16 protein-coding genes are annotated in these 20,404 nt (G+C 65.5%); 13 read left to right on the forward strand and 3 right to left on the reverse strand.

Going from position 1 to position 20,404, the window contains the following annotated elements; translation table 11 throughout:
* Positions 1 to 1,293, reverse strand: a 1,293-nt coding sequence (locus tag GEV02_RS11235; protein WP_152838092.1) for a DEAD/DEAH box helicase, incomplete at its 3' end; no start/stop codon positions are given.
* A 202-nt stretch (positions 1,294 to 1,495) separates the two neighbouring features.
* Positions 1,496 to 2,293: an inositol monophosphatase family protein gene (locus GEV02_RS11240; protein ID WP_152838522.1), complete on the reverse strand. Its 798-nt coding sequence runs from the start codon at positions 2,291 to 2,293 to the stop codon at positions 1,496 to 1,498.
* A gap of 261 nt (positions 2,294 to 2,554) precedes the next feature.
* Between GEV02_RS11240 and GEV02_RS11245 the strand changes: the two genes are divergently transcribed.
* The 3 genes from GEV02_RS11245 to GEV02_RS11255 all read left to right on the forward strand — a co-directional run bounded on the left by GEV02_RS11245 (position 2,555) and on the right by GEV02_RS11255 (position 4,603).
* On the forward strand, positions 2,555 to 3,118 hold the full coding sequence (locus GEV02_RS11245; RefSeq protein ID WP_235922744.1) for a hypothetical protein: 564 nt from the start codon (positions 2,555 to 2,557) through the stop codon (positions 3,116 to 3,118).
* A gap of 46 nt (positions 3,119 to 3,164) precedes the next feature.
* A complete protein-coding gene (locus GEV02_RS11250; protein WP_152838093.1) occupies positions 3,165 to 3,521 on the forward strand; it encodes a winged helix-turn-helix domain-containing protein in 357 nt (118 codons plus the stop codon).
* Between the two features lie 293 nt (positions 3,522 to 3,814).
* The gene (locus tag GEV02_RS11255; RefSeq protein ID WP_152838094.1) at positions 3,815 to 4,603 is read left to right on the forward strand and encodes an RNA methyltransferase; all 789 of its coding nucleotides are present in this window, start codon (positions 3,815 to 3,817) and stop codon (positions 4,601 to 4,603) included.
* Between the two features lies 1 nt (position 4,604).
* Here the strand turns inward: GEV02_RS11255 and GEV02_RS11260 are convergent, their stop codons facing one another.
* Entirely contained in the window at positions 4,605 to 5,975 is a 1,371-nt protein-coding gene (locus GEV02_RS11260; protein ID WP_152838095.1) for a hypothetical protein, read from the reverse strand.
* A gap of 127 nt (positions 5,976 to 6,102) precedes the next feature.
* On the opposite strand from GEV02_RS11260, the gene GEV02_RS11265 reads away from it, so the two are divergent.
* The 10 genes from GEV02_RS11265 (at position 6,103) to GEV02_RS11310 (ending at position 20,396) form a co-directional block, all read left to right on the forward strand.
* On the forward strand, positions 6,103 to 8,754 hold the full coding sequence (locus GEV02_RS11265) for a M1 family metallopeptidase (protein WP_152838096.1): 2,652 nt from the start codon (positions 6,103 to 6,105) through the stop codon (positions 8,752 to 8,754).
* An 85-nt stretch (positions 8,755 to 8,839) separates the two neighbouring features.
* Positions 8,840 to 9,364, forward strand: coding sequence for a twin-arginine translocation signal domain-containing protein (locus GEV02_RS11270; protein WP_152838097.1), 525 nt, complete (start codon positions 8,840 to 8,842; stop codon positions 9,362 to 9,364).
* A complete protein-coding gene (locus GEV02_RS11275) occupies positions 9,361 to 11,022 on the forward strand; it encodes a GMC family oxidoreductase N-terminal domain-containing protein (protein WP_152838098.1) in 1,662 nt (553 codons plus the stop codon). Before GEV02_RS11270 ends, GEV02_RS11275 begins: the two co-directional genes overlap by 4 nt.
* A 27-nt stretch (positions 11,023 to 11,049) precedes the next feature.
* Positions 11,050 to 11,994, forward strand: a complete 945-nt coding sequence (locus GEV02_RS11280; protein WP_152838099.1) for an esterase/lipase family protein — start codon at positions 11,050 to 11,052, stop codon at positions 11,992 to 11,994.
* Between the two features lie 70 nt (positions 11,995 to 12,064).
* On the forward strand, positions 12,065 to 13,549 hold the full coding sequence (locus GEV02_RS11285) for a PAS domain-containing sensor histidine kinase (protein ID WP_152838100.1): 1,485 nt from the start codon (positions 12,065 to 12,067) through the stop codon (positions 13,547 to 13,549).
* A gap of 16 nt (positions 13,550 to 13,565) precedes the next feature.
* Positions 13,566 to 17,222, forward strand: a complete 3,657-nt coding sequence (locus GEV02_RS11290; protein WP_328595785.1) for an EAL domain-containing protein — start codon at positions 13,566 to 13,568, stop codon at positions 17,220 to 17,222.
* A complete protein-coding gene (locus tag GEV02_RS11295; protein ID WP_328595786.1) occupies positions 17,219 to 18,448 on the forward strand; it encodes a hypothetical protein in 1,230 nt (409 codons plus the stop codon). Before GEV02_RS11290 ends, GEV02_RS11295 begins: the two co-directional genes overlap by 4 nt.
* A 97-nt stretch (positions 18,449 to 18,545) precedes the next feature.
* A complete protein-coding gene (locus tag GEV02_RS11300; RefSeq protein ID WP_152838102.1) occupies positions 18,546 to 19,184 on the forward strand; it encodes a DOPA 4,5-dioxygenase family protein in 639 nt (212 codons plus the stop codon).
* Between the two features lie 69 nt (positions 19,185 to 19,253).
* Positions 19,254 to 19,598 carry a phasin family protein gene (locus GEV02_RS11305; RefSeq protein WP_152838103.1) on the forward strand — a complete coding sequence of 115 codons (345 nt, stop codon included), beginning with the start codon at positions 19,254 to 19,256 and terminating at the stop codon, positions 19,596 to 19,598.
* A 132-nt stretch (positions 19,599 to 19,730) separates the two neighbouring features.
* Complete coding sequence (locus tag GEV02_RS11310; protein ID WP_008446927.1) at positions 19,731 to 20,396, forward strand: TetR/AcrR family transcriptional regulator; 666 nt, start codon at positions 19,731 to 19,733, stop codon at positions 20,394 to 20,396.
* The last annotated feature ends 8 nt before the right edge of the window (positions 20,397 to 20,404 follow it).

Consider the following 20,404-nt stretch of genomic DNA (forward strand, 5'->3'; position numbering starts at 1 on the left):
TGCGCCCGGTGCGCGTGGCTTGCCGCCGCCGCCGCCGCCGGTCTTGGCGCGCGCCTGGCCGCCACCGCCGTTGCGGCCGCCGCCATTGCGATGGCCGGGGCCGCCGCTGCGCAGCTGCACCGGTTGCGGACGCGCGTTCAGGTCCGGCTCGAAGCCAGGGATCACTTCACGCGGCAGGGTTTGCTTGATCAGCTTTTCGATATCCTTCAGCATCTCGTGCTCGTCCACGCAGACCAGCGACACGGCTTCGCCGGTGGCGCCGGCGCGGCCGGTGCGGCCGATGCGGTGCACATAGTCTTCCGGAATGTTCGGCAGGTCGTAGTTGACCACGTGCGGCAGCTGGTCGATGTCGATGCCGCGCGCGGCGATATCGGTGGCCACCAGCACTTGCAGCTTGTTGTCCTTGAACTCGGACAGCGCCTTGGTGCGCGCCGACTGGCTCTTGTTGCCGTGGATCGCCATGGCGCCGATGCCGTCGTGGCCCAGCTGTTCGACCAGCTTGTTGGCGCCGTGCTTGGTGCGGGTGAACACCAGCACCTGGTGCCAGTCGTTGGCCTTGATCAGGTGCGCCAGCATCGGATGCTTCTTGTCGCGGTCGACCGGGTGGATCTTTTGCGCGATCACTTCCACGGTGGAGTTGCGGCGCGCCACTTCGATGGTGGCAGGCTTGTTCAGCAGGCCGTCGGCCAGCGCCTTGATCTCGTCCGAGAAGGTGGCCGAGAACAGCAGGTTCTGGCGCTTCGGCGGCAGCGCCGCCAGCACTTTCTTGATGTCGCGGATGAAGCCCATGTCCAGCATGCGGTCGGCTTCGTCCAGGATCAGGATTTCCACTTTCGACAGGTTGACGGTGCGCTGTTCCATGTGGTCCAGCAGGCGGCCCGGGGTGGCGACCAGGATGTCGACGCCATGCTTGAGCTGCTTGATCTGCGGGTTGATGCCGACGCCGCCGAAGATCACGGTGGAGTTCAGCTTGGTGTACTTGCCGTAGATGCGGACGCTTTCTTCGACCTGGGCCGCCAGTTCGCGGGTCGGGGTCAGGATCAGCGCGCGGATCGGACGGGCGGTGGTGTTGCTGGTGATGGCCGCGCCATTGGCGTCGGTCGACAGACGGTGCAGGATCGGCAGCGTGAAGCCGGCGGTCTTGCCGGTGCCGGTTTGTGCGCCTGCCAGCAGGTCGCCGCCATTCAGGACCGCAGGGATCGCCTGCTGCTGGATAGGGGTGGGCGTGGTGTAGCCGGTTTCGGTAACAGCGCGGACGATAGCGTCGGACAAACCGAGGGAAGAGAATGACATGATGACTTTTTGTTAAGATAGGCCTGTCGCATTTGAAGCGCCAGTCGCAGGCAATCAGAGTGGATGACACTGCGGCGAAAGGACTGGTCAGAGTGCCGCAGGCCTGAGTATAACAGCTATGTCCGTTAATTATTTCAATTAGGAAATAAAAAAGGGAGCGTACGCTCCCTTTTTTTTGTAACAAACATTCTACTTTTATTAATTATGCCTTCGGCTGCTCGCCAAACTGGGACAGCAGGCCGACCATCTGGCCGAAGATCTTCGGGCTGGCGGCGATGATGTCGCCCTTGTACAGGTAGTCGGACTCGCCGCTGAACTCGCCGACGATGCCGCCCGATTCCGTCACCATCAGGGCGCCGGCAGCGATATCCCAAGGCTTCAGGCCTTTTTCGTAGAAGCCGTCCAGGCGGCCGGCGGCCACGTAGGCCAGGTCCAGCGCGGCGCTGCCCGGGCGGCGCACGCCGTGGCAGCGTTCGGCCATGATGCCGTACATCTTCAGGTATTCGTCCAGCGCCTTGGCGTTGCCGGCCACGTAGCCGGTCGACAGCAGCGCGTTGGCGATGCGGTCCAGCTTGGTCACGCGGATGCGCTTGTCGTTCAGGTAGGCGCCGGCGCCCTTGGTGGCGGTGAACAGGTCGTTGCGCACCGGGTCGTAGATCACGGCCTGGGTGATGACGCCGCGCTGCGACAGCGCGATCGAGATCGAGTATTGCGGGAAGCCGTGCATGAAGTTGGTGGTGCCATCGAGCGGGTCGATGATCCAGGTGAATTCAGTCTCGTCGTTGGCGTTCTTGGACGGGCCCGACTCTTCGCACAGGAAGGCGTGGTCGGGATAAGCTTTGGACAGCACCTCGATGATGGCTTGTTCGGCCGCCTGGTCGACGTCGGTGACGAAGTCCTTGTGGTTTTTCTCGGTGACGATGACGCGGTCGAGATCGAACGACGCGCGGTTGATGACGGCGGCGGCGCGGCGGGCGGCTTTGATCGCCGTGTTGAGCATTGGGTGCATGTAAGCTTTTCCGTTAAAAGAACGCTAACGCCCACCGGGGGCCTCAGCCTGCCCGGCAGCACATTAGTGTACAAGAGTGAATTAAAGAGCGGAGCGGCGCCGACAGGCAAAATCCCGGGGAATTCGTGTATCGATGCCGCGCAATAGCGCTATTTTAAATGAAGCTGCCTCAAATCAACACCAATCTTTTCAAACGGCGCCGATTTATTCCGGCCGAGACCGGAATTGTTAATCTTGAAATGTCATAAGAGCATGAATCAACCGCTGTCGCCGTTCCGGCTGAATTTGTCCATGGTCGTGGGAACGATCTGCCTGCATGGGGCGATGATGGTGGCCAACGAGCTGTTCTTCCGGCGCGCCGAATTCCTGCAAGGCATAGGCTGGATTTACCTTCCGGCCGGGACGCGGCTGCTGTGCACGCTGATGTTCGGCGAGGCGGGCGCGGTCGGGTTGCTGATATCAGGCTGGTTTGCCTGCTACTGGTACTATTTTCCAGGCGACGCCTTGCGCGCGACCACCGGCACGATCGCCGGCGCGCTGGGGCCTTACCTGATCTACCTGCTCGCGCAATCCAGACTGGGACTGCGCTCTTCGCTGACCAATCTGACGCCGCAGCGACTGCTGATCTGCGCGGTGGGGTGTTCGCTTGCCAGTCCGCTGTTGCATCATATCTGGTTCGCCGTGCATGAAGACGCCAACCTGCTGCCGGGCTTGCTGGTCATGTTCGTCGGCGACCTGATCGGCACGCTGATCGTGCTGTACACGGCAAAATGGCTGCTCTCGCTGCTGCCGGCGCCGCGGCAACGGTTCCGATAGTGGCGGCTATTGTGCTAAAATTTGTAGCAATTAACCTGGCGACTTTATGACCTCTCCCAAACGACCTGCCGACATCTACATGCGCTTCCTGCAACTGGCGGACGCCTTGCGCGGCTTGCCGTCCTTGCCGCCGCTCGATCCGCTGGAGGAGCGCATCCTGGCCATCGTCGCGCGCGCCAGCCAGGACGACGAGCGCCTGTCGGTGCGCGACATGATGGGCAAGAAGGAATTGGGCGCGCCCGCGACCGTCCACAATCGCCTGACATCGATGCGGGAGAAGGGCTGGCTCATCCTGACCGATACCGAAGACACCCGGCGCAAGCAGGTCGAGCTGACGCAGGATGCCTTGAAGTACTTCGACAAGCTGTCCAAGTGCATGGTCAAGGCCGCGTCGATGAACTGAACTTTCATTTGCATTGCCTGCGCATTTCGCGTAAATTGTTCTAAAAATTAGATCAATTTTCAGTGCCGGATATGAGCGAAGAAAAACCTGTCCATACGGATGCTTCCATAGAAAAAGCGTATGCGGCGTATCTGCTGGCCCTGGCCGCCCGCAGGCCGGATTGCATCGTTCAGGCGCCCAAGGCTGTCCCCGCCCAAGCGCATGCCAGCCCGGGGGAGGCGGCAGGCGGGTTAAAATGCGGGCTGTAGGATGGCGTCGCCGCGATCCCTTGTCTCTCGATACTGCACACATTAATGAACCTGCCCTCAATCAACACCAATCTATTCAAACAGCTGCGATTCATCCTGGTCGAGACCAGCCGCGCGGGCAATATCGGGGCGGTGGCGCGGGCCATGAAGACCATGGGCTTCAGCGACCTGGTGCTGGTGACGCCCCGCTTCGCACACGCGCTGCAAGACCCGGAAGCGGTGGCCTTCGCCAGCGGCGCCGGCGACATCCTGGCCGGCGCGCGCGTGGTCGGCAGCATGGCCGAGGCGCTGGACGGCATCAATTTCGCCGCCGCCGTGTCGGCCCGGCTGCGCGAATACTCGCCGCCGGTGCTCACGCCGCGCCAGGTGGCCGAGCAGTTGTCGGCCCAGCCCGAGCTGCGCGCCGCCCTCATTTTCGGCAACGAGCGTTTCGGCCTGCCGAACGGCATCGTCGAGAAATGCAATGTCTTGATTAATATTCCGGCCAACCCGGACTACTCGTCGCTGAACCTGTCGCAGGCGGCCCAGGTGCTGGCCTACGAGTGCCGGATGGCGGCCTTGGACGGCGCCCCGCGCGCGATGAATGTGCGCCAGCCCGCCGGCGACGCCAACGAGATCGGCTTCCAGGGCGAGGCCGCCAGCGCCGCGCAGATCGAGGGCATGTACCAGCACCTCGAACAGTCGCTGGTGGAGATCGGCTTCCTCGACGCCGGCAATCCGCGCAAGCTGATGCCGCGCCTCAAGCGCATGTTCGCCCGCGCCCAGCTGGAGCAGGAGGAAGTCAACATCCTGCGCGGCATCGCCCGCCACATGGTGGGCAAGCGCAAGGATTGATTTATTGCTGGGCGCCGGCGCTGCGCGCGGCGGCCTGCGCCTTGCCGAAGGATGCCGCGAAGTCGTCCGCCGCCATCCAGCGGCCGTCGACGCCATCCCGCTTGAAGGTGAATTCGCCGTCGAGCAGCGCGGTCGGCGCGTCCTGCAGCGGATCGTTGTGCTCGATCAGCAGCCGGCAGCGGTAGGCGGTGCCGGCCTGCAGTTCGCGGCACGGCGCCAGCGGTTCGACCTCGGCGACCTCGCGCAGCCGATCCGGCGCCGGCGTGCCGAGCCTGAGCGCCTTGGCCCGCCGCAGCAAGGTGGCGTCGGCCGGGCCGGCGCCGTTCAACTGTCCCACCGCGTCGCGCAGGACCCGCTCCAGTTCGGCGCGCCCGATAGGCGCGGCGTTGTTGAGATATCTGCCGCCTTCGTCGATATGGCTGAAGCGGGCTTCGACGATGGCGTTGGATGCGCCGGTCACGCGGAATTGTTTTTTGTCGCCATGCTCGGGCGCGATCGTGTACGCGTAAGGGTACTCATTGCCCTGGTGGCTGACGCGCGCCCTGCAACCGCGCGTGCGGAACGCGCTGGCGTAGCCGACCTGTTCGATGTCCCGGACCTTGGGCGCCAGTTCGGAGCTGGTGCTGTTGCGTAGCAGCGCGCTGGTCAGGGCGTCGCGATCGAGATGCAGCATGATGCGCTGGAGCGAGTGGCCCACCTCGCTGTCGTCGCAGGCCGGCGCCGCCTCCACCGCCGTGCTTTTCCACACGATGAAGCCGATGATCAGCACCGGCGCGGCGATCCACAGCCAGCGCGGGCCGGGCAACACCTGGTCCCAGAAGGCGCTGATGGCGGCGCGCTGGTCGCGGAAGATGGCCTCGGCGTCATCCAGGATGGCGTTGCGCTGGGCGTTGTCGTCGCGCCGGGCGTAGCGGATTTCCTTGATGCGCTGGCCGCTGAGGTGGCCGCAGTGCTTGATCCAGACGAACATCTCGGCGGCGGTCGGCAGCATCGTATCGCGCGGCAGCCTGGCGAAAAGCTGCGCGTGCTCGGCGTCAGTGATCAGGCCGGCCGACGCCAGCGCCGCCAGCGCCTCGATATTGGTTTCCAGCCGCATCGCGTCGAGGATGTCCAGCGCTTCGACCAGGATGCCGTTATAGCGCTCCAGCTCGGCGCCCTCGCAGCTGTTGGCCACGTGTTCGAAGGCCAGCCGCACGTCTTCCATCGTCACGATGTCGCGGCATATCAGCCATGCCAGCTGGTGCGGCGGGTCGGGCAGGTCCGCCAGATCGGCGGCGCGCTCATCGGCCAGCGCGCGCCGCCGGTGGCCGTCCGTGATGATGCCTGCGGTGCGGAGCAGGTCGAGGGAGCTGGGCGTGGAGGTGGAATGCATGGCTGAAAGGAATGGTGATAATTGACTATTTTACAATTCCAGGGCATCCGGCAGCGCACGCTTGGGATGGTGTTATAGTTCCTGGCTTGTAAATTCAACATCGGAATATCCCCTACAGGAGCTGGATATGCGTACTCGCGGCGTGTTGTGGTTGGCGTTGGCCTTGGCTTTCCCTGTAACTTCGGCGCTGGCGCAAGCGGTGGCGCCGCCGCGCTTCGAGTTCGCCAAGGCGCCGGGGCGGCTGCCGAAAAACGTCGTGCCGCTGCAGTACACCGTCGCGCTCACGCCCAACGCCGCCGAGCGCACCGTGGCCGGCACCGTCAGCGTCACGCTGTCGTTCAAGACCGCCAGCGCCACCATCCAGTTCAATTCGCTGAACCAGACGCTGAGCAAAGTCCTGTTGGACGGCAAGCCGGTGAAGGCCGTGGTGTCGGACGACAAGGCGCAGCTGACCACGGTCACGCTGGCCAGGCCGGCCGCGCCGGGCGCCCACACGCTCAGTTTCAGCTACGTCGGCAAGATCGAGAAAGAACCGCGCGGCCTGTTCCTGCAGGAGTACGTGACGCCGGCCGGCGTGAAGGACGCGGTACTGACCACGCAGTTCGAAGCCACCGACGCGCGCCGCATGTTCCCCTGCTGGGACGAGCCGGCCTTCCGCGCCGTGTTCAAGCTGAGCGTGACGGTGCCGGCCAGGTGGGCGGTGTACTCCAACATGCCGGAGGCGGCCCGCAGCGTGCACGGCGAGCTGGCCACCACCAGCTTCGCGCCGACGCCGAAGATGCCGTCCTACCTGGTTGAATTCACCGGCGGCAACCTGGCCCACATCAGCGCCCAAAGCGACGGCACCGTCTTCCGCGTGGTCGCGGTCCAGGGCCAGGAGCAGGGCGGCAAGCAGGCGCTGGCCAACGCCCAGCAGATCCTGGCCGACTACAACGATTACTTCGGCGTGCGCTATCCGCTGCCCAAGCTCGATTCGATCGCCATCCCCGGCGGCTTCGGCGGCGCCATGGAAAACTGGGGCGCGATCACCTACAACGACCAGGCCTTGCTGATTACTCCGTCCAGCACCATGGGTAACCGCCAGAACGTCTACAGCATCCAGGCGCACGAGATGGCGCACCAGTGGTTCGGCGACCTGGTGACGATGGGTTGGTGGGACGAGCTGTGGCTCAACGAAAGCTTCGCCTCGTGGATGGCGGCCCGGCAGACCGACTTGCGCAACCCGAGCTGGCACTGGTGGGAGCATCAGGACGAGAGCAAGGAAGGCGCGATGCGCGCCGACTCGCGCGCCACCTCGCACGCCATCGTCCAGCATGTGACCAACGAGCTGGAGGCCGCCAACGCCTTCGACCCGGCCATCACCTACAACAAGGGGCAGGCGGTGCTGCGCATGCTGGAGGCTTACATGGGGGCTGACACGTTCCGCAACGGCATCCGCGGCTACATGAAGACGCACGCCTATTCCAACACCCTCGGCGGCGACTTGTGGAAAGCGCTGGACGCGGCCGGCGGCGGCGAGATCAGCCAGATCGCCGTCGCCTGGACCTCGCAGCCGGGCTACCCGCTGGTGTCGGTGTCGACCGCCTGCGACCCGTTCGGCAACCGCACCATCAGCCTGTCGCAGCAGCGCTTTCTGCTGCAGGGCCTGGGCAGCGGCAAGGGCCGCTGGCCGGTGCCGTTGCAGGTGCGCATAGGCACAGGCGCGGCGACGCCGCTGTTGTTTAACGGCGACCAGCAAAGCCTGGCCGCCGGCAACTGCGATGAGCCACTCAGCGTCAACGCCGGCGCGGTCGGCTACTACCGCGTGGCCTACGACTCGGCCACGCTGGGGCAGAATATCCGCTCGTTCGGCACTTTGCCGGAAGCCGACCGCATCGCGCTGCTGGACGACCAGTGGGCGCTGGTGGGCGCCGGCGCCCAGCCGTTGAGCAACTATCTGGCGCTGGCCTCGGCGATGGGCGCCACGCCCAACCAGCGCGCGTGGGAGCAGATCACCGGCGCGCTGGACACGATAGAAACCGCCGAACGCGGCACGCCGGGCCACGCCGCCTTCGCCGCCTATGCGCGGGCGCTGGTCAAGCCGCTGTCGGCCAAGCTGGGCTGGGAGGCGCGGCCGGATGAAACGCCGGGCATGCAGAAGCTGCGCCGCGCCTTGCTGACCGACCTGGGCAGGTGGGGCGACCCGGACGTGATCGCCGGCGCCCGCCAGCGCTTCGCCGCGTTTGTCGCCGACCGCAAGGCCATCGCCGCCGACGACCAGGCGATGGTGCTGGAGACCGTGGCCGCCAACGCCACGGCCGCCGAGTTCGAGCAGTTGCACGCAGTCGCCAAGTCGGCCGGCAATGAAACGGAAATGCGGCGCTACTACGCGGCGCTGATGCGGGTGCGCGATCCGGCGCTGGCCAAACAGGCCGCCGCCATCGCGCTGTCGGACGAGATACCGAAGCAGGCCGACATGGTCCGCATGACGCTGGTGGACGTGCTGTCCGACGAGCATCCGCAACTGGCCTGGTCCGTCTTCGCGCAGAACACCGAGCGCCTGATGGCGCCGCACCAGCCGTTCGGACCGATGATACTGGCCCAGTACAGCCCGGAGATTTTCTGGCGCGCGCTGCCGCTCGATGAGCTGGAAACCTGGATCAAGGGCAGGGTGCCGGCCGACCTGCTGCCCAACCTGGGACGCGGCATGGAAGCGGCGCGCTTCAAGCTGGCCGAGAAGGCCATGCTGGTCCGGTCCGCCGACGCCTACCTGGGCAGCATGGTGGCGCGCAACGACTAGACGGCGTCCTCTATTTTTTGCGATCAGGCTTTTCCGTCCGTTCACGTACACTAGCTGGATTAAAAAAATACAGACGGACGGAGACATGACTACCCGCAGATCTTTCCTGAAGATCGGCGCAGCCGCTGCGATCACGCTCGCAGCCGGCGGCGCCATCTATCGCCTGGCGCATCCGCCGGCGCTGCACTATCCCTTCACGCTGGACGGCGAGGCCAGGGCCGTGCTGGCCGCCATCGTGCCGGCGATGCTGGGTCCGGTGCTGCCGTCCGAACCGGCCGCGCGCGCGGCGGCGGTGGACGATGCCATGGCGCGCACGCTGACCGCCATCCACGGCTTGCCGCTGTCCACGCAAAAAGAAGTGCAAGACCTGTTCGGCCTGCTGGCGCTGGGGCCGGCGCGGCGCCTGCTGGCCGGCGTTTCCGGCGGCTGGGCGCAAGCCACGCCGGAAGCGGTCGCCGCCTTCCTGGAAAGCTGGCGCCACCACCGCCTCGCCATGCTGCAGACCGCCTACCTGGCGCTGCATGACCTGATCCTCGGCCCGTGGTATGCGGAGCCGTCGTCGTGGGTAGGCATCGGCTATCCCGGTCCGCTGAAGGAGCTGCTGAAATGAGCCAGGCCAACACCAACATCCCCATCCTCCCCGCCAAGGGCGTGATCCCCGACCCGGTGCGGGCCGGGCTGGCCGCCGGCTGGCGCGTCACCGATTGCGCGCGGCTGGAGGCCGACCTGACGCTGGAGGCCGACGTCATCATCGTCGGCAGCGGCGCCGGCGGCGGCGTTTCGGCCGAGATCCTGGCGCTGTCCGGCCTGCGCGTGCTGATCGTCGAGGAGGGCGCGCTGCGCTCGTCGTCGGACTTCAACATGAAGGAGGCCGAAGCCTATCCGCAGCTGTACCAGGAATCGGCGGCGCGCAAGACGCGCGACAAGGGCATCAATATCCTGCAGGGCCGCACCGTCGGCGGCACCACCACCGTCAACTGGACCAGCAGCTTCCGCACGCCGGACATCACGCTGGACTATTGGACTAAACAGTATGGTTTAAAGGACTACACGCCGGCCGCGCTGGCGCCGTGGTTCGAGCTGATGGAGCAGCGCCTCAATATTTCCGACTGGGCGGCGGCGCCCAACGAGAACAACGACGTGCTGCGCCGCGGCGCCGCCAGGCTGGGCATCCCGACCGCGCTGATACGGCGCAACGTCAACGGTTGCTGGAACCTCGGCTACTGCGGCATGGGCTGTCCGACCAACGCCAAGCAGTCGATGCTGGTGACCACCATCCCCGCCGCGCTGGGCCAGGGCGCCACGCTGCTGACGCGGGCCCGCGCCGAGCGCTTCGTCATCCACGGCGACAAGGTGGCGCAGCTGGACTGCGTGGCGCTGGACGCGGCCGGCCAGCTGCCGACCGGCCGCCGCATCACGCTCAAAGCCAGGCACTACGTCGTGGCCGGCGGCGCCATCAATTCGCCGGCGCTGCTGCTGCGTTCGGGCGCGCCCGATCCGCACGGCCTGCTGGGCAAGCGCACCTTCCTGCATCCGGTGGTGATTTCGGCCGGCACCTTCGCCCAGCGCGTGGACGGCTACGCCGGCGCGCCGCAGACCGTGTATTCCGACCACTTCCTGCACGACCAGCCGATCGACGGCCCCATGGGTTACAAGCTGGAAGTGCCGCCGCTGCATCCGCTGCTGCTGGCCACCACCACCGGCGGCTTCGGCGCCCAGCACGCGGCCGACATGGCGCAGTTCCCGCACAAGCAAGCCATCCTGGCGCTGCTGCGCGACGGTTTCCACGCCGAGGCCGCCGGCGGCAGCGTGGCGCTGGACGCCCACGGCGCGCCGGTGCTGGACTATCCGCTGACCGATTTCATCTGGGACGGCGCGCGCCGCGCCATGCTGACGATGGCCGAGATCCAGTTCGCCGCAGGCGCCCAGGACGTGTCGCCGGTGCACGAATCGGGGCCGCGCTACACCAGCTGGGCGCAAGCCAAGGCCGGCATCGCCGCGCTGCCGCTGAAGGTGCTGGCCACGCGCGTGGTGTCGGCCCACGTGATGGGCGGCTGCACCATGTCGGACGATCCGCGCCAGGGCGTGGCCGGCGCCGACGGCCGCTACCACGGCCTGGCCAATCTGTCGGTGTACGACGGCTCGCTGTTCCCGACCTCGATCGGCGCCAATCCGCAGCTGTCGATCTACGGCGTCGTGGCGCGGCTGGCCAGCGGCCTGGCGCAGCAGCTGACCGGCAAGCCGGCGGCGAGGCCGGTGCGCACCTGATTGTCGCGGCGAGGGTATGATGGCGGCATGATCAAACGCTGGATTATCCTCTTGCTGCTGGTGCAAGCCGGCGCCGTGCTGGCGCTGGCGGCCGGCTTGCATCTTGCGTGGCGGCCGGACTGGGTGGCGCCGCTGAATCCGCCGTTGACGGCGCTGGCCTACGTGGCTGCAGGCCTGGCCGCCGTGCTGCTGCTGCGGGCGGCGATCTCGGCCAACAATTTTCTGCTCAGCTCGCGCGCGGGCAAGGGTGCGGCCACGCCGGCCGCGCATGCGCTCAACCCGGCGCGCGCCGCCAGCCTGTTCCTGCATGAATTCCATGCATCGCTGCTGGCTTCATCCTACGACATGCTCAAGCCGCTCGGCCTGCAATTGCAGCCGCAGGCGCGCGGCCTGCCGGTGCTGCTGATCCACGGCTACGCTTGCAACAGCGGCTACTGGCGGCCGCTGAGCGCGCGGCTGGCGCGGGCCGGCTTCAGCCACTACGGCATCGACCTGGAACCGCCCGGCGCCTCGATCGACGCCTATGCGCCGCAGGTGCAGGCGGCGGTCGAGCGCTTGTGCGCGGCGACTGGCAGCCGGCAAGTCATCATCGTCGGCCACAGCATGGGCGGGCTGGTGGCGCGCGCCTGGCTGCGCCGCTACGGCGCGGGCGCCGTGGCGCGCATCATCACGCTGGGCACGCCGCACCACGGCACCGCGCTGGCGCATTTCGGCCCCGGCGGCAACGCCGCGCAGATGCGTCACAACAGCGCATGGCTGGCGGCGCTGGCCGCATCTGAGGCAAATTTGCAACGTGGCATGATTAGTTCCATCTATTCCGTTCACGACAATATCGTCGCGCCGCAAGACTCCGGCGCGCTGCCCGGCGCCCGCAATCTGGTCTTCGGCGCCATAGGCCATGTCGCGCTTGGCCGCCACCCCGACATCCTGGGTTGCACCATGAATGAAATCGCTGCCGCCGCCGGGCTGTGATTTTGTGTGAATATTGGCGTGGCCCATTGCTGTATGTTGATTGATGTAGCGGGAAGAACAAGGCGACGCGATGGTAACCGACTTCGGCACCCTGATCCTGAATGAAACACCGGACGCTGTCGTGCTGACATCGCTGGACGGGGAGGTTGTATGCTGGAGCAACGGCGCGCAGGCGGTGTTCGGCTACAGCAGCGACGAGGCGCTGGGCCGCCGGCTGGCGGAACTGATCGTCCCGTCCAGCATGGCCGACCACGAACACTCGGTCTTGCGGCAGACGCTGCAGGACGGCACCGCCAATTATGAATCGATGCGCCACGCCAAGGACGGCTCGCTGGTGTACATCGACAGCTCGTCCAAGCTGGTGCACGGCGACGACGGCCGGCCAGCCTATATTTTGTGGAGTAAAAAAGACGTCACCGCGCTCAAGGTGCTGCGCGACGCCAAGCTGGTCGAAGCGCGCTTCGACGGCTTGCTGGAGTCGCTGCCGGACGCCATCATCATGGCCAACGCCAGCGGCCGCATCGTGCTGGCCAACACCCAGGCCGAGGCCCTGTTCGGCTATCCGCGCGGCGCCCTGCGCGGCATTCCGCTGGAGCAGCTGATGCCGTCCCGTTTTCGCCAGCGCCACGTGCAGCACCGCAGCAGCTTCCAGCATGAGCAGCTGGCGCGGCCCATGGGCGGCGGCCGCGAGCTGTACGGCCTGCGCAGCGACGGCATGGAATTCCCCGTCGAAATCAGCCTGAGCCCGATCGAAACGCTGGAAGGCACGCTGGTCATGAGTGCGATACGCGACACCAGCGAACGCAAGCGGATCGAGCGCTCGCTACAGGAGAAAAACGCCGAACTGGCCCGCGCCAGCGCCGCCAAGGACCGCTTCCTGACCGGCATGTCGCACGAATTGCGCACGCCGTTGAACGCGATCATCGGTTTTACGGGTACTATGTTGATGAAGTTGCCTGGGCCAATAAATGATGAGCAGGAAAAACAACTGCGGACCGTGCAAAGCAGCGCGCGCCATCTGCTGTCGATGATTAACGACCTGCTGGACCTGACCCGGATTGAAACGGGCAAGCTGGAACTGGACCTGATGCCCTTGCAATGCCGTCAGCTTATCGACGAGGTATTGTTGCTGTTTAAGCCACAGGCCCGCCACAAGGGGCTGGAACTGGAATTCGTCAGCGCACCGGAAGACCTGACCGTGGTTGCCGACCGCCGCGCGCTGCAACAGATACTGATGAATTTGCTCCACAACGCGATCAAGTTCACCGACCATGGCAAGGTGATGGTCCGGCTGAACACCGGCACCGTGAGCGAGCGCTCATGCGTGACGATCAGCGTCAGCGATACCGGCATCGGCATCGACGAAGAAGAGCAGGGCACGCTGTTCCAGGCCTTTTCGCAGCTGGACGCGGGCAAGATGCGGCAGGACGAGGGGACCGGGCTGGGCCTGCACCTGAGCCAGCGACTGGCCGAAATGCTGCGTGGCGAGATTTTGTTTGACAGCGCGTCGGGCGTCGGGAGTGTGTTCACCCTGGCGCTGCCGCTGGAACGCTGAAGAAGGGGAGCTCAACGTGTCGGCACGTATCCTGATTATTGAAGACAACGCCACCAACATGGAGTTGATGGTGTATTTATTGCGCGCCTTCGGTTACGTGCCACTGTCGGCCAGCGACGGCGAGGCCGGCGTGGCGGCGGCGCGGCGCGAGTTGCCGGACCTGATCATCTGCGACGTCCACCTGCCCAAGCTCGATGGTTACGGCGTGGTGGCGGCGCTCAAGGCCGACCCCACGGTGCGCCATATCCCGACGCTGGCGGTGACGGCGCTGGCGATGATGGGCGACCGCGAAAAACTGCTGGAGGCCGGCTTCGACGGCTACATCGGCAAGCCGGTCGAGCCGGATACTTTCGTCACACAGATCGAGTCTTTTTTAAGCGGGGCGGTGTCGACCCCGCCTAAAAACGACATTGCGACGATCCTCATCGTCGACGACCATGTGCTGAACCGCGAATTCCTGATGACCTTGCTGGGCTACGGCGGCCACCGCCTGCTGGAAGCGTCCAACGGCGCCGAGGGCTTGACGATGGTGCAGGCCGAGAAGCCGGACCTGGTGATCTCCGACATCCTGATGCCGAACATGGATGGCTATGAATTCGTCACCCGCCTGCACGGCAATCCGGAGACGGCCGACGTGCCGGTGATCTTCTACACCGCCACCTACCGCGAGCGCGAGGCGATGGCGGTGGCGCAATCGTGCGGCGTGCGCTGGGTGCTGCCGAAACCGTCCGATCCCGAAGTCATCCTGCGCACCGTGCACGAGGCGCTGGGCCTGGCCGGCACGGCCGACGACAGCGCGCTGCCATCGTTCGCGCCGGATCCGCCGCAAGAGGGCCGCTTCAACAATATCGACGACAAGGTGGCCGAATACCTGGGCGAGCTGGAATCGAGCAGCCAGCTGCTGTCGCGCTTTGCCCAGGACACCGACGACACGGCGCCGGAAAACCTGACGCGCATGACGCAGCGGCTCACCAGTTCGCTCTCCAGCCTGCAGGCGGTGAGCCTGCGGCTGACCGCGCTGATCGAGCTGGGCATCGAGCTGGGCGCCGAGCGCGATCCGGGCGCGCTGGTCGAGATCGGCTGCCGCGTGGCGCAGAATATCTGCGTGTCCAAGTATGCGTGCATCGGCGTGCTGGAGCAGGATGCGGCCGAACTGAGCTACTTCGCCAGCTGCGGCGCCGGCGTGCCGGCGCGGCAGATCGCGCTGGCGCCGCGCGCCGGCGTGCTGCGCGGCCTGCTCGATCAGCGCCAGCCTTGCCGCATCAACGACTTGAACGGCGACCCGGCCGGCATCGGCCTGCCGGCCAGCCATCCGCCGGTGCACTCCTTCCTCGGCGTGCCGATCGCCTCGCGCGAGCGCATCCACGGCTGGCTCTACCTGGTCGACAAGCTGGGCGCCGACGGCTTCTCCGAAGTCGACGAGCGCGTGGCCGCCACGGTGGCGGCGCAGATCTCGGTGGCCTACGAAAACCTGCTGCTGTACGATGAAATCAAGCGCCACCACGCCCAGCTGACGCTGGACATGAACGCCCGCATCCGCCTCGACGAAGACTTGCGCCGCTTCCGCCTGGCGATGGACGCCACGGCCGACGCCATCTTCCTGGTCGACCGCGCCGGCATGTGCTTTGTCGACGTCAACGTCACCGCCTGCCGCATGCTGGGCTACGAGCGCGAAGACTTCCTCAAGGTCGGCCCCAACAAGTCCATCGAGGGCGACCTCAACCGCCTGGAAGAGCTGTACGACAAGCTGCTGGCCGGCGACCAGAGCGGCGCCATGACCGAGCTGCTGCTGTACCGCAAGGATGGTTCGCCGCTGTCGGTGGAAGTGCAGCGGCGCACGCTGCGCTCCGGCCCCAGCTGGATCCTGGTGGCCGTGGCGCGCGACATCACCGAACGCAAGGAAGCCGAGCAGCGCCTGCTCAAGCTGGCCCACTTCGACACGCTGACCGGCCTGCCCAACCGCAGCCAGTTCTACGATTCGCTGAGCCACTCGCTGCGCCAGGCCAATGACCACAAGTGGTCGCTGGCGGTGCTGTTCCTCGATGTCGACCGCTTCAAGAACGTCAACGACACGCTGGGCCACACCATCGGCGATGAGCTGCTGCGGCAGTTCTCCAGCCGGCTGGTCGATTGCCTGCGGGTGCGCGACACCATCGGCCGCTTCGGCGGCGACGAGTTCGCCGCCATCCTGATGCTGCCCGAGGGCGCGCAAAACGCCATCGCCGTGGTCGACAAGATCCGCGAATCGATGCGGCGGCCGTTCGATTTGAAGGGCCACGAGGTGACGGTGACGGCCAGCATCGGCATCGCCGTCTACCCGGACGACGGCAACGAGCCCGACACGCTGATCCAGTACGCCGACACCGCCATGTACCGCGCCAAGGAAGCGGGGCGCGACGCCTTCCGCTTCTTCACCTCGGAGATGAATGCGCAATCGCTGGCGCGGCTGGACCTGGAGAACGCGCTGCGGCGCGCCATCGACAACGGCGAGTTCGTGCTGCATTTCCAGCCCAAGGTGCACATCGGCAGCGGCCGCATCAGCGGCGCCGAGGCGCTGATACGCTGGAAGCGGCCCGGCCATGGCATGGTGTCGCCGGCGCTGTTCATCCCTATCCTGGAAGAGACCGGGCTGATCGTGCGGGTCGGCAACTGGGTGCTGCAAGAGGCTTGCCGCAAGATCGCCGAATGGGGCAAGTCGGGCGTGGGCGCGGTGCACCTGTCGGTCAACGTGTCGGGCATCCAGTTCTTCGTCGGCGGCCTGGAGGAAGAGGTGCTGAAGGCCATCAAGGAGCACGACATCGCCCCCGAGCTGCTGGAACTGGAGCTGACCGAGAGTTCGCTGATGTCCAACGCCGAAGAGACCATCACCGTGCTGCAGCACCTGAAGGCGCTGGGCATCCAGATCTCGATCGACGATTTCGGCACCGGCTACTCGTCGCTGGCCTACCTGAAGCGCTTCCCGATCGACAAGCTGAAGATCGACATCGCCTTCGTGCGCGAAGTGACCAGCAACCCGGACGACGCCGCCATCGTGCTGGCCATCATCAACATGGCGCACAGCATGAAGCTGGAAGTGATCGCCGAGGGCGTGGAGAAGGATGCGCAACTGGCCTACCTGCGGCGCCACGGCTGCGACGAGATGCAGGGCTATTACTTCAGCCGTCCGCTGCCGGAGGAAGACTTCGAAGCCATGCTGCGCGAAGGCCGCTACCTGCAGGCGCCGGCCGACGAGAACGTGGTCGAACAGCAGACCCTGCTGATCGTCGACGACGACGCCTTCATGCTCGACGTGCTGACCGATTTCCTGTCGCAGGACGGCTACCGCATCCTGACCGCGCAGACGGCGGCCGAGGGCTTCGACGTGCTGGCGCAGAACCGCGTGCAGGTGATCCTGTGCGACCAGTGCATGCCGCTGATGAGCGGCACCGAGTTCATGGAGCGCGTCAAGAACCTGGCGCCGGACACCTTCCGCATCATGCTGTCGGCCTACGCCGACCTGACGCCCATCATGGCCGCCATCAACCATGGCGCCATCGACCGCTTCTACACCAAGCCGTGGAAGGGCGCGGTGCTGCGCGAGAATATCCGTGAAGGCTTCCGCCTGCACGCGCAGGTGCACGGCGGGCCGCTGCCGGCGCCGCTGGCGGTGGCCGAAGACATCATCGAGGAGTGAGTTTGGGTATTTTCGATTTTTTCACCTCAACACCCACGCCCGAAAAATTCGCCCGGCTGGCGCTGCGGGCCTTTGCCGACGGCGGCCATCCGGGGCCGCTCAGCTATGACGCCGACGACTTCCGTCTGCTCGGCGGCAGCGGCGGCGCCGAGATCTACAATCTGCACAATGCCTACCGCGACTATTGCGCGGCGCCGCGCAAGCAGCGCTCCGAGGTGCTGGCCCATTACATCCGCAGCATGCAGGCGCCGGCCTTGCCGGCCACCTTCGCCGAGGCGCGTAGCGGCCTGCGGCCGGTGCTGCGCGGGCGCGCCATCATCGAATACATGCGCTTGACGCAGGTGGCCCAGGGCACGGGCAAGCCTTACCAGGACGGCTCGGTGCCGTTCAGCGCGGACAGCGTATTGATGCTGGCCTACGACAGCCCGCACTCGATCCAGACGCTGTCGCAGTCGGCGCTGACGGACTGGGGCGTGTCCTTCGATGTCGCGCTGGCCGCCGCGCTCGACAACCTGCGCGACATGAGCGTCGCCAACTTCGTGCAGATCGCGCCCGGCGTGCAGATGGCCGCCTGGGACGATTCCTATGAAGCCTCGCGCATCCTGCTGGCCGACCTGTTCTTCCGGCTCAATGTCGGCGGCGATCCGGTGGTCATGATGCCGACGCGTAGCCGGCTGCTGGTGGCCTCGTCCAACAACAGCGCGGCGCAGCTGGCAATGCTGGCGCTGTCGCGCAGCTTCGCCAGCGACGAGGGGCGCGTCATTTCCGCGCTGATGTACCATTTCGAACAGGGCAAGGCCGTGGCCTACGTGCCGCCGGATGCCGAGGTGCTGGCCCAGCTGGAGCAGCTGAAGAAAATCTACCTGGCCGACGACTACGCCTCGCAAAAGCAGTTGCTGGACAAGGCTTACGAGCGCGAGCAGATCGACATCTTCGTCGCCACCTGCCAGCTGGTGCAGAAGACCGACACCGGGCGGCTGATCAGCTACGGCGTCTGGACCGAGGGCGTGGACACGCTGCTGCCGGAGGTGGACCTGGTGGCGCTGGTGCGGCCGGACGACGACAGCGAAAGCGGCGTCGGCGCGCCCAAGCTGGTGGCCTGGGACGACCTGCGCGCCAGCATCGCCGAGCTGGCCCGCAGCGAGGAGGGCTATCCGGCCCGCTACCGCCTGCGCAGCTTCCCCAGCCCGCAGCAGGTCGATGCGCTGGCGGCGCGTGAGTTCTGAGCGGCGCCGCACATGCGTTGAGCGCATAAGCTAGCGCGAAACGATACCTTCCCGCATCAGCGCTTTGCCCTTACGCTGACGCGAAAAGGAGAACTGCATGAGCGAATTGAATCCACACGAAGACCAGCACTGGGCCGATTTATTGTCGCCACGGCGGCGCAGCGTGCTGCGCGGCGGCGGCCTGATGGCGGCGTTTGCCGCTTCCGGCGTGGCCGGCAGCGCGCTGGCGGCCGACGGCAAGAGCCCGTGGGGTTACGACACCTGGAAGGAAGCCACCACGCGCCCCGCCAGCGTGCGGCCGGGCGAGCAGGTGCTGCCCACCAAGCCGCGGCCCTACACCGACATCAAGAGCTACCACGCCCACATCTATTTTGACGAGGACAACTTCCACAAGGCGGCGCTGCTGCACAAGTGGGCGGCGGAGCGCTTCGTCATCGAGCTGGGCAACTGGAACCTGGCGCCGCGCGGCCCGCATGTGACGCCGTCGTTCTACTTCGGCTTCAACAACGAGCAGCTGCATGTGATCGTGCCGTGGCTGCAGTTGAACAGCCTGGGCCTGACCATCCTGATCCATCCGAACACCGACGACCCGCGCGCCGACCACCTGTACTACACGCTGTGGGTCAACCGTTCGCAGCCGGTCAACGCCTACGCCATGCAGAAACCGGGGCCGGGCGAGCCGGCGGTCGAGCAGATCTTCCCCAACACCAAGCCGACAGTAAAACTGGAAACCTAGCATTAGAAAACGTTCTCTAGTTTTGCCAACTACAATAAAATATTGGCAATGCAATCTAGGGATAGTCACATGGCAAAGAAGTTGAAGCAGAACGGCGACCAGCAAACCGCCGACGTGGTGCGCATGTCGTCGCAGGAGATCTGGCAGGCCGGTCTGAGCGCCTTCGCCAAGGCGCAGGAAGAGGAGGGCAAGTTCTTTTCGATGCAGTTGTTCGAGGAGCGCGTGCTGCGCGCGCTGAGTTCGATCGGCGTGCCCACGTCCCAGGAAGTCGCGGCGCTGAACCGGCGCATCGACGAGCTGACCAGGCAGGTGGCCGCGCTGAGCGGCAAGCCGGCGGCCGTCAAAAAGCCGGCCGCAGTCAAGGCCCAAGCCAAGCCCGTAGCCCGCGCACGGGCCAAAACCGCCGCGAAATAGCCGCAGTTGGGCCCGCTTAGCCGCATCTTGCGGCATCTGGCCGGCATGTGCGCGTAAAAGCACGCACGGATGTTTCTAAGATCGACTCATCGGTGTTATGCTTGCAGGAGAATAAACAGAGGTTTCCTTGCTATGCTACAAAAAGCACCCCGCCGTACCCGCGAACGCATACTCGAACTGTCGCTGCGCTTGTTTAACGAATTCGGCGAACCCAATATCACCACCACGGTGATCGCCGAAGAGATGAATATCTCGCCGGGGAATTTGTACTACCATTTCCGCAACAAGGACGACATCGTCAACTCGATCTTCGTCCAGTTCGAAGCCGAGATCGAGCGCATCCTGACCGTGCCCAACGGCCGCCGCTCCAACATCGAGGACGTGTGGCTGTACCTGCACCTGATGTTCGAACTGATCTGGCGCTACCGCTTCTTCTACCGCGACCTGAACGACCTGCTGTCGCGCAACCGCAAGCTGGAGCTGCACTTCAAGCAAATCCTGGCGCACAAGATCAAGGTGGCCAAGCAGCTGTGCGAAGACTTGCGCAGCGAAAAATCGCTGGAAGCCTCCGACACCGCCATCGACGCCATGGCCACCAATATGGTGGTGGTGGCGACGTACTGGCTGTCCTACGAGTACGTGCGCAATCCCCGCAAGTACAGCGAGCAGCAGTCCATGGCCGATGCGCTGGCGCGCGGCTGCTATCAGGTGCTGTCGCAGATCGGCCCGTATCTGCGCAACGAAACCAGTTTGCTGTTCCAGAAACTGTCCGAAGAATATCTGAAGAAGCTCAAGTAAGCTGACGG

This window comes from Rugamonas aquatica, from assembly GCF_009380215.1.
Classification (GTDB): domain Bacteria; phylum Pseudomonadota; class Gammaproteobacteria; order Burkholderiales; family Burkholderiaceae_D; genus Rugamonas; species Rugamonas aquatica_B.

Bases quoted from the DNA above. Each gene is read 5' to 3' on its own strand.
- GEV02_RS11240 (WP_152838522.1), bottom strand. From the start codon at position 2,293: ATGCTCAACACGGCGATCAAAGCCGCCCGCCGCGCCGCCGCCGTCATC.
- GEV02_RS11245 (WP_235922744.1), top strand. From the start codon at position 2,555: ATGAATCAACCGCTGTCGCCGTTCCGGCTGAATTTGTCCATGGTCGTG.
- GEV02_RS11250 (WP_152838093.1), top strand. From the start codon at position 3,165: ATGACCTCTCCCAAACGACCTGCCGACATCTACATGCGCTTCCTGCAA.
- GEV02_RS11255 (WP_152838094.1), top strand. From the start codon at position 3,815: ATGAACCTGCCCTCAATCAACACCAATCTATTCAAACAGCTGCGATTC.
- GEV02_RS11260 (WP_152838095.1), bottom strand. From the start codon at position 5,975: ATGCATTCCACCTCCACGCCCAGCTCCCTCGACCTGCTCCGCACCGCA.
- GEV02_RS11265 (WP_152838096.1), top strand. From the start codon at position 6,103: ATGCGTACTCGCGGCGTGTTGTGGTTGGCGTTGGCCTTGGCTTTCCCT.
- GEV02_RS11270 (WP_152838097.1), top strand. From the start codon at position 8,840: ATGACTACCCGCAGATCTTTCCTGAAGATCGGCGCAGCCGCTGCGATC.
- GEV02_RS11275 (WP_152838098.1), top strand. From the start codon at position 9,361: ATGAGCCAGGCCAACACCAACATCCCCATCCTCCCCGCCAAGGGCGTG.
- GEV02_RS11280 (WP_152838099.1), top strand. From the start codon at position 11,050: ATGATCAAACGCTGGATTATCCTCTTGCTGCTGGTGCAAGCCGGCGCC.
- GEV02_RS11285 (WP_152838100.1), top strand. From the start codon at position 12,065: ATGGTAACCGACTTCGGCACCCTGATCCTGAATGAAACACCGGACGCT.
- GEV02_RS11300 (WP_152838102.1), top strand. From the start codon at position 18,546: ATGAGCGAATTGAATCCACACGAAGACCAGCACTGGGCCGATTTATTG.
- GEV02_RS11305 (WP_152838103.1), top strand. From the start codon at position 19,254: ATGGCAAAGAAGTTGAAGCAGAACGGCGACCAGCAAACCGCCGACGTG.
- GEV02_RS11310 (WP_008446927.1), top strand. From the start codon at position 19,731: ATGCTACAAAAAGCACCCCGCCGTACCCGCGAACGCATACTCGAACTG.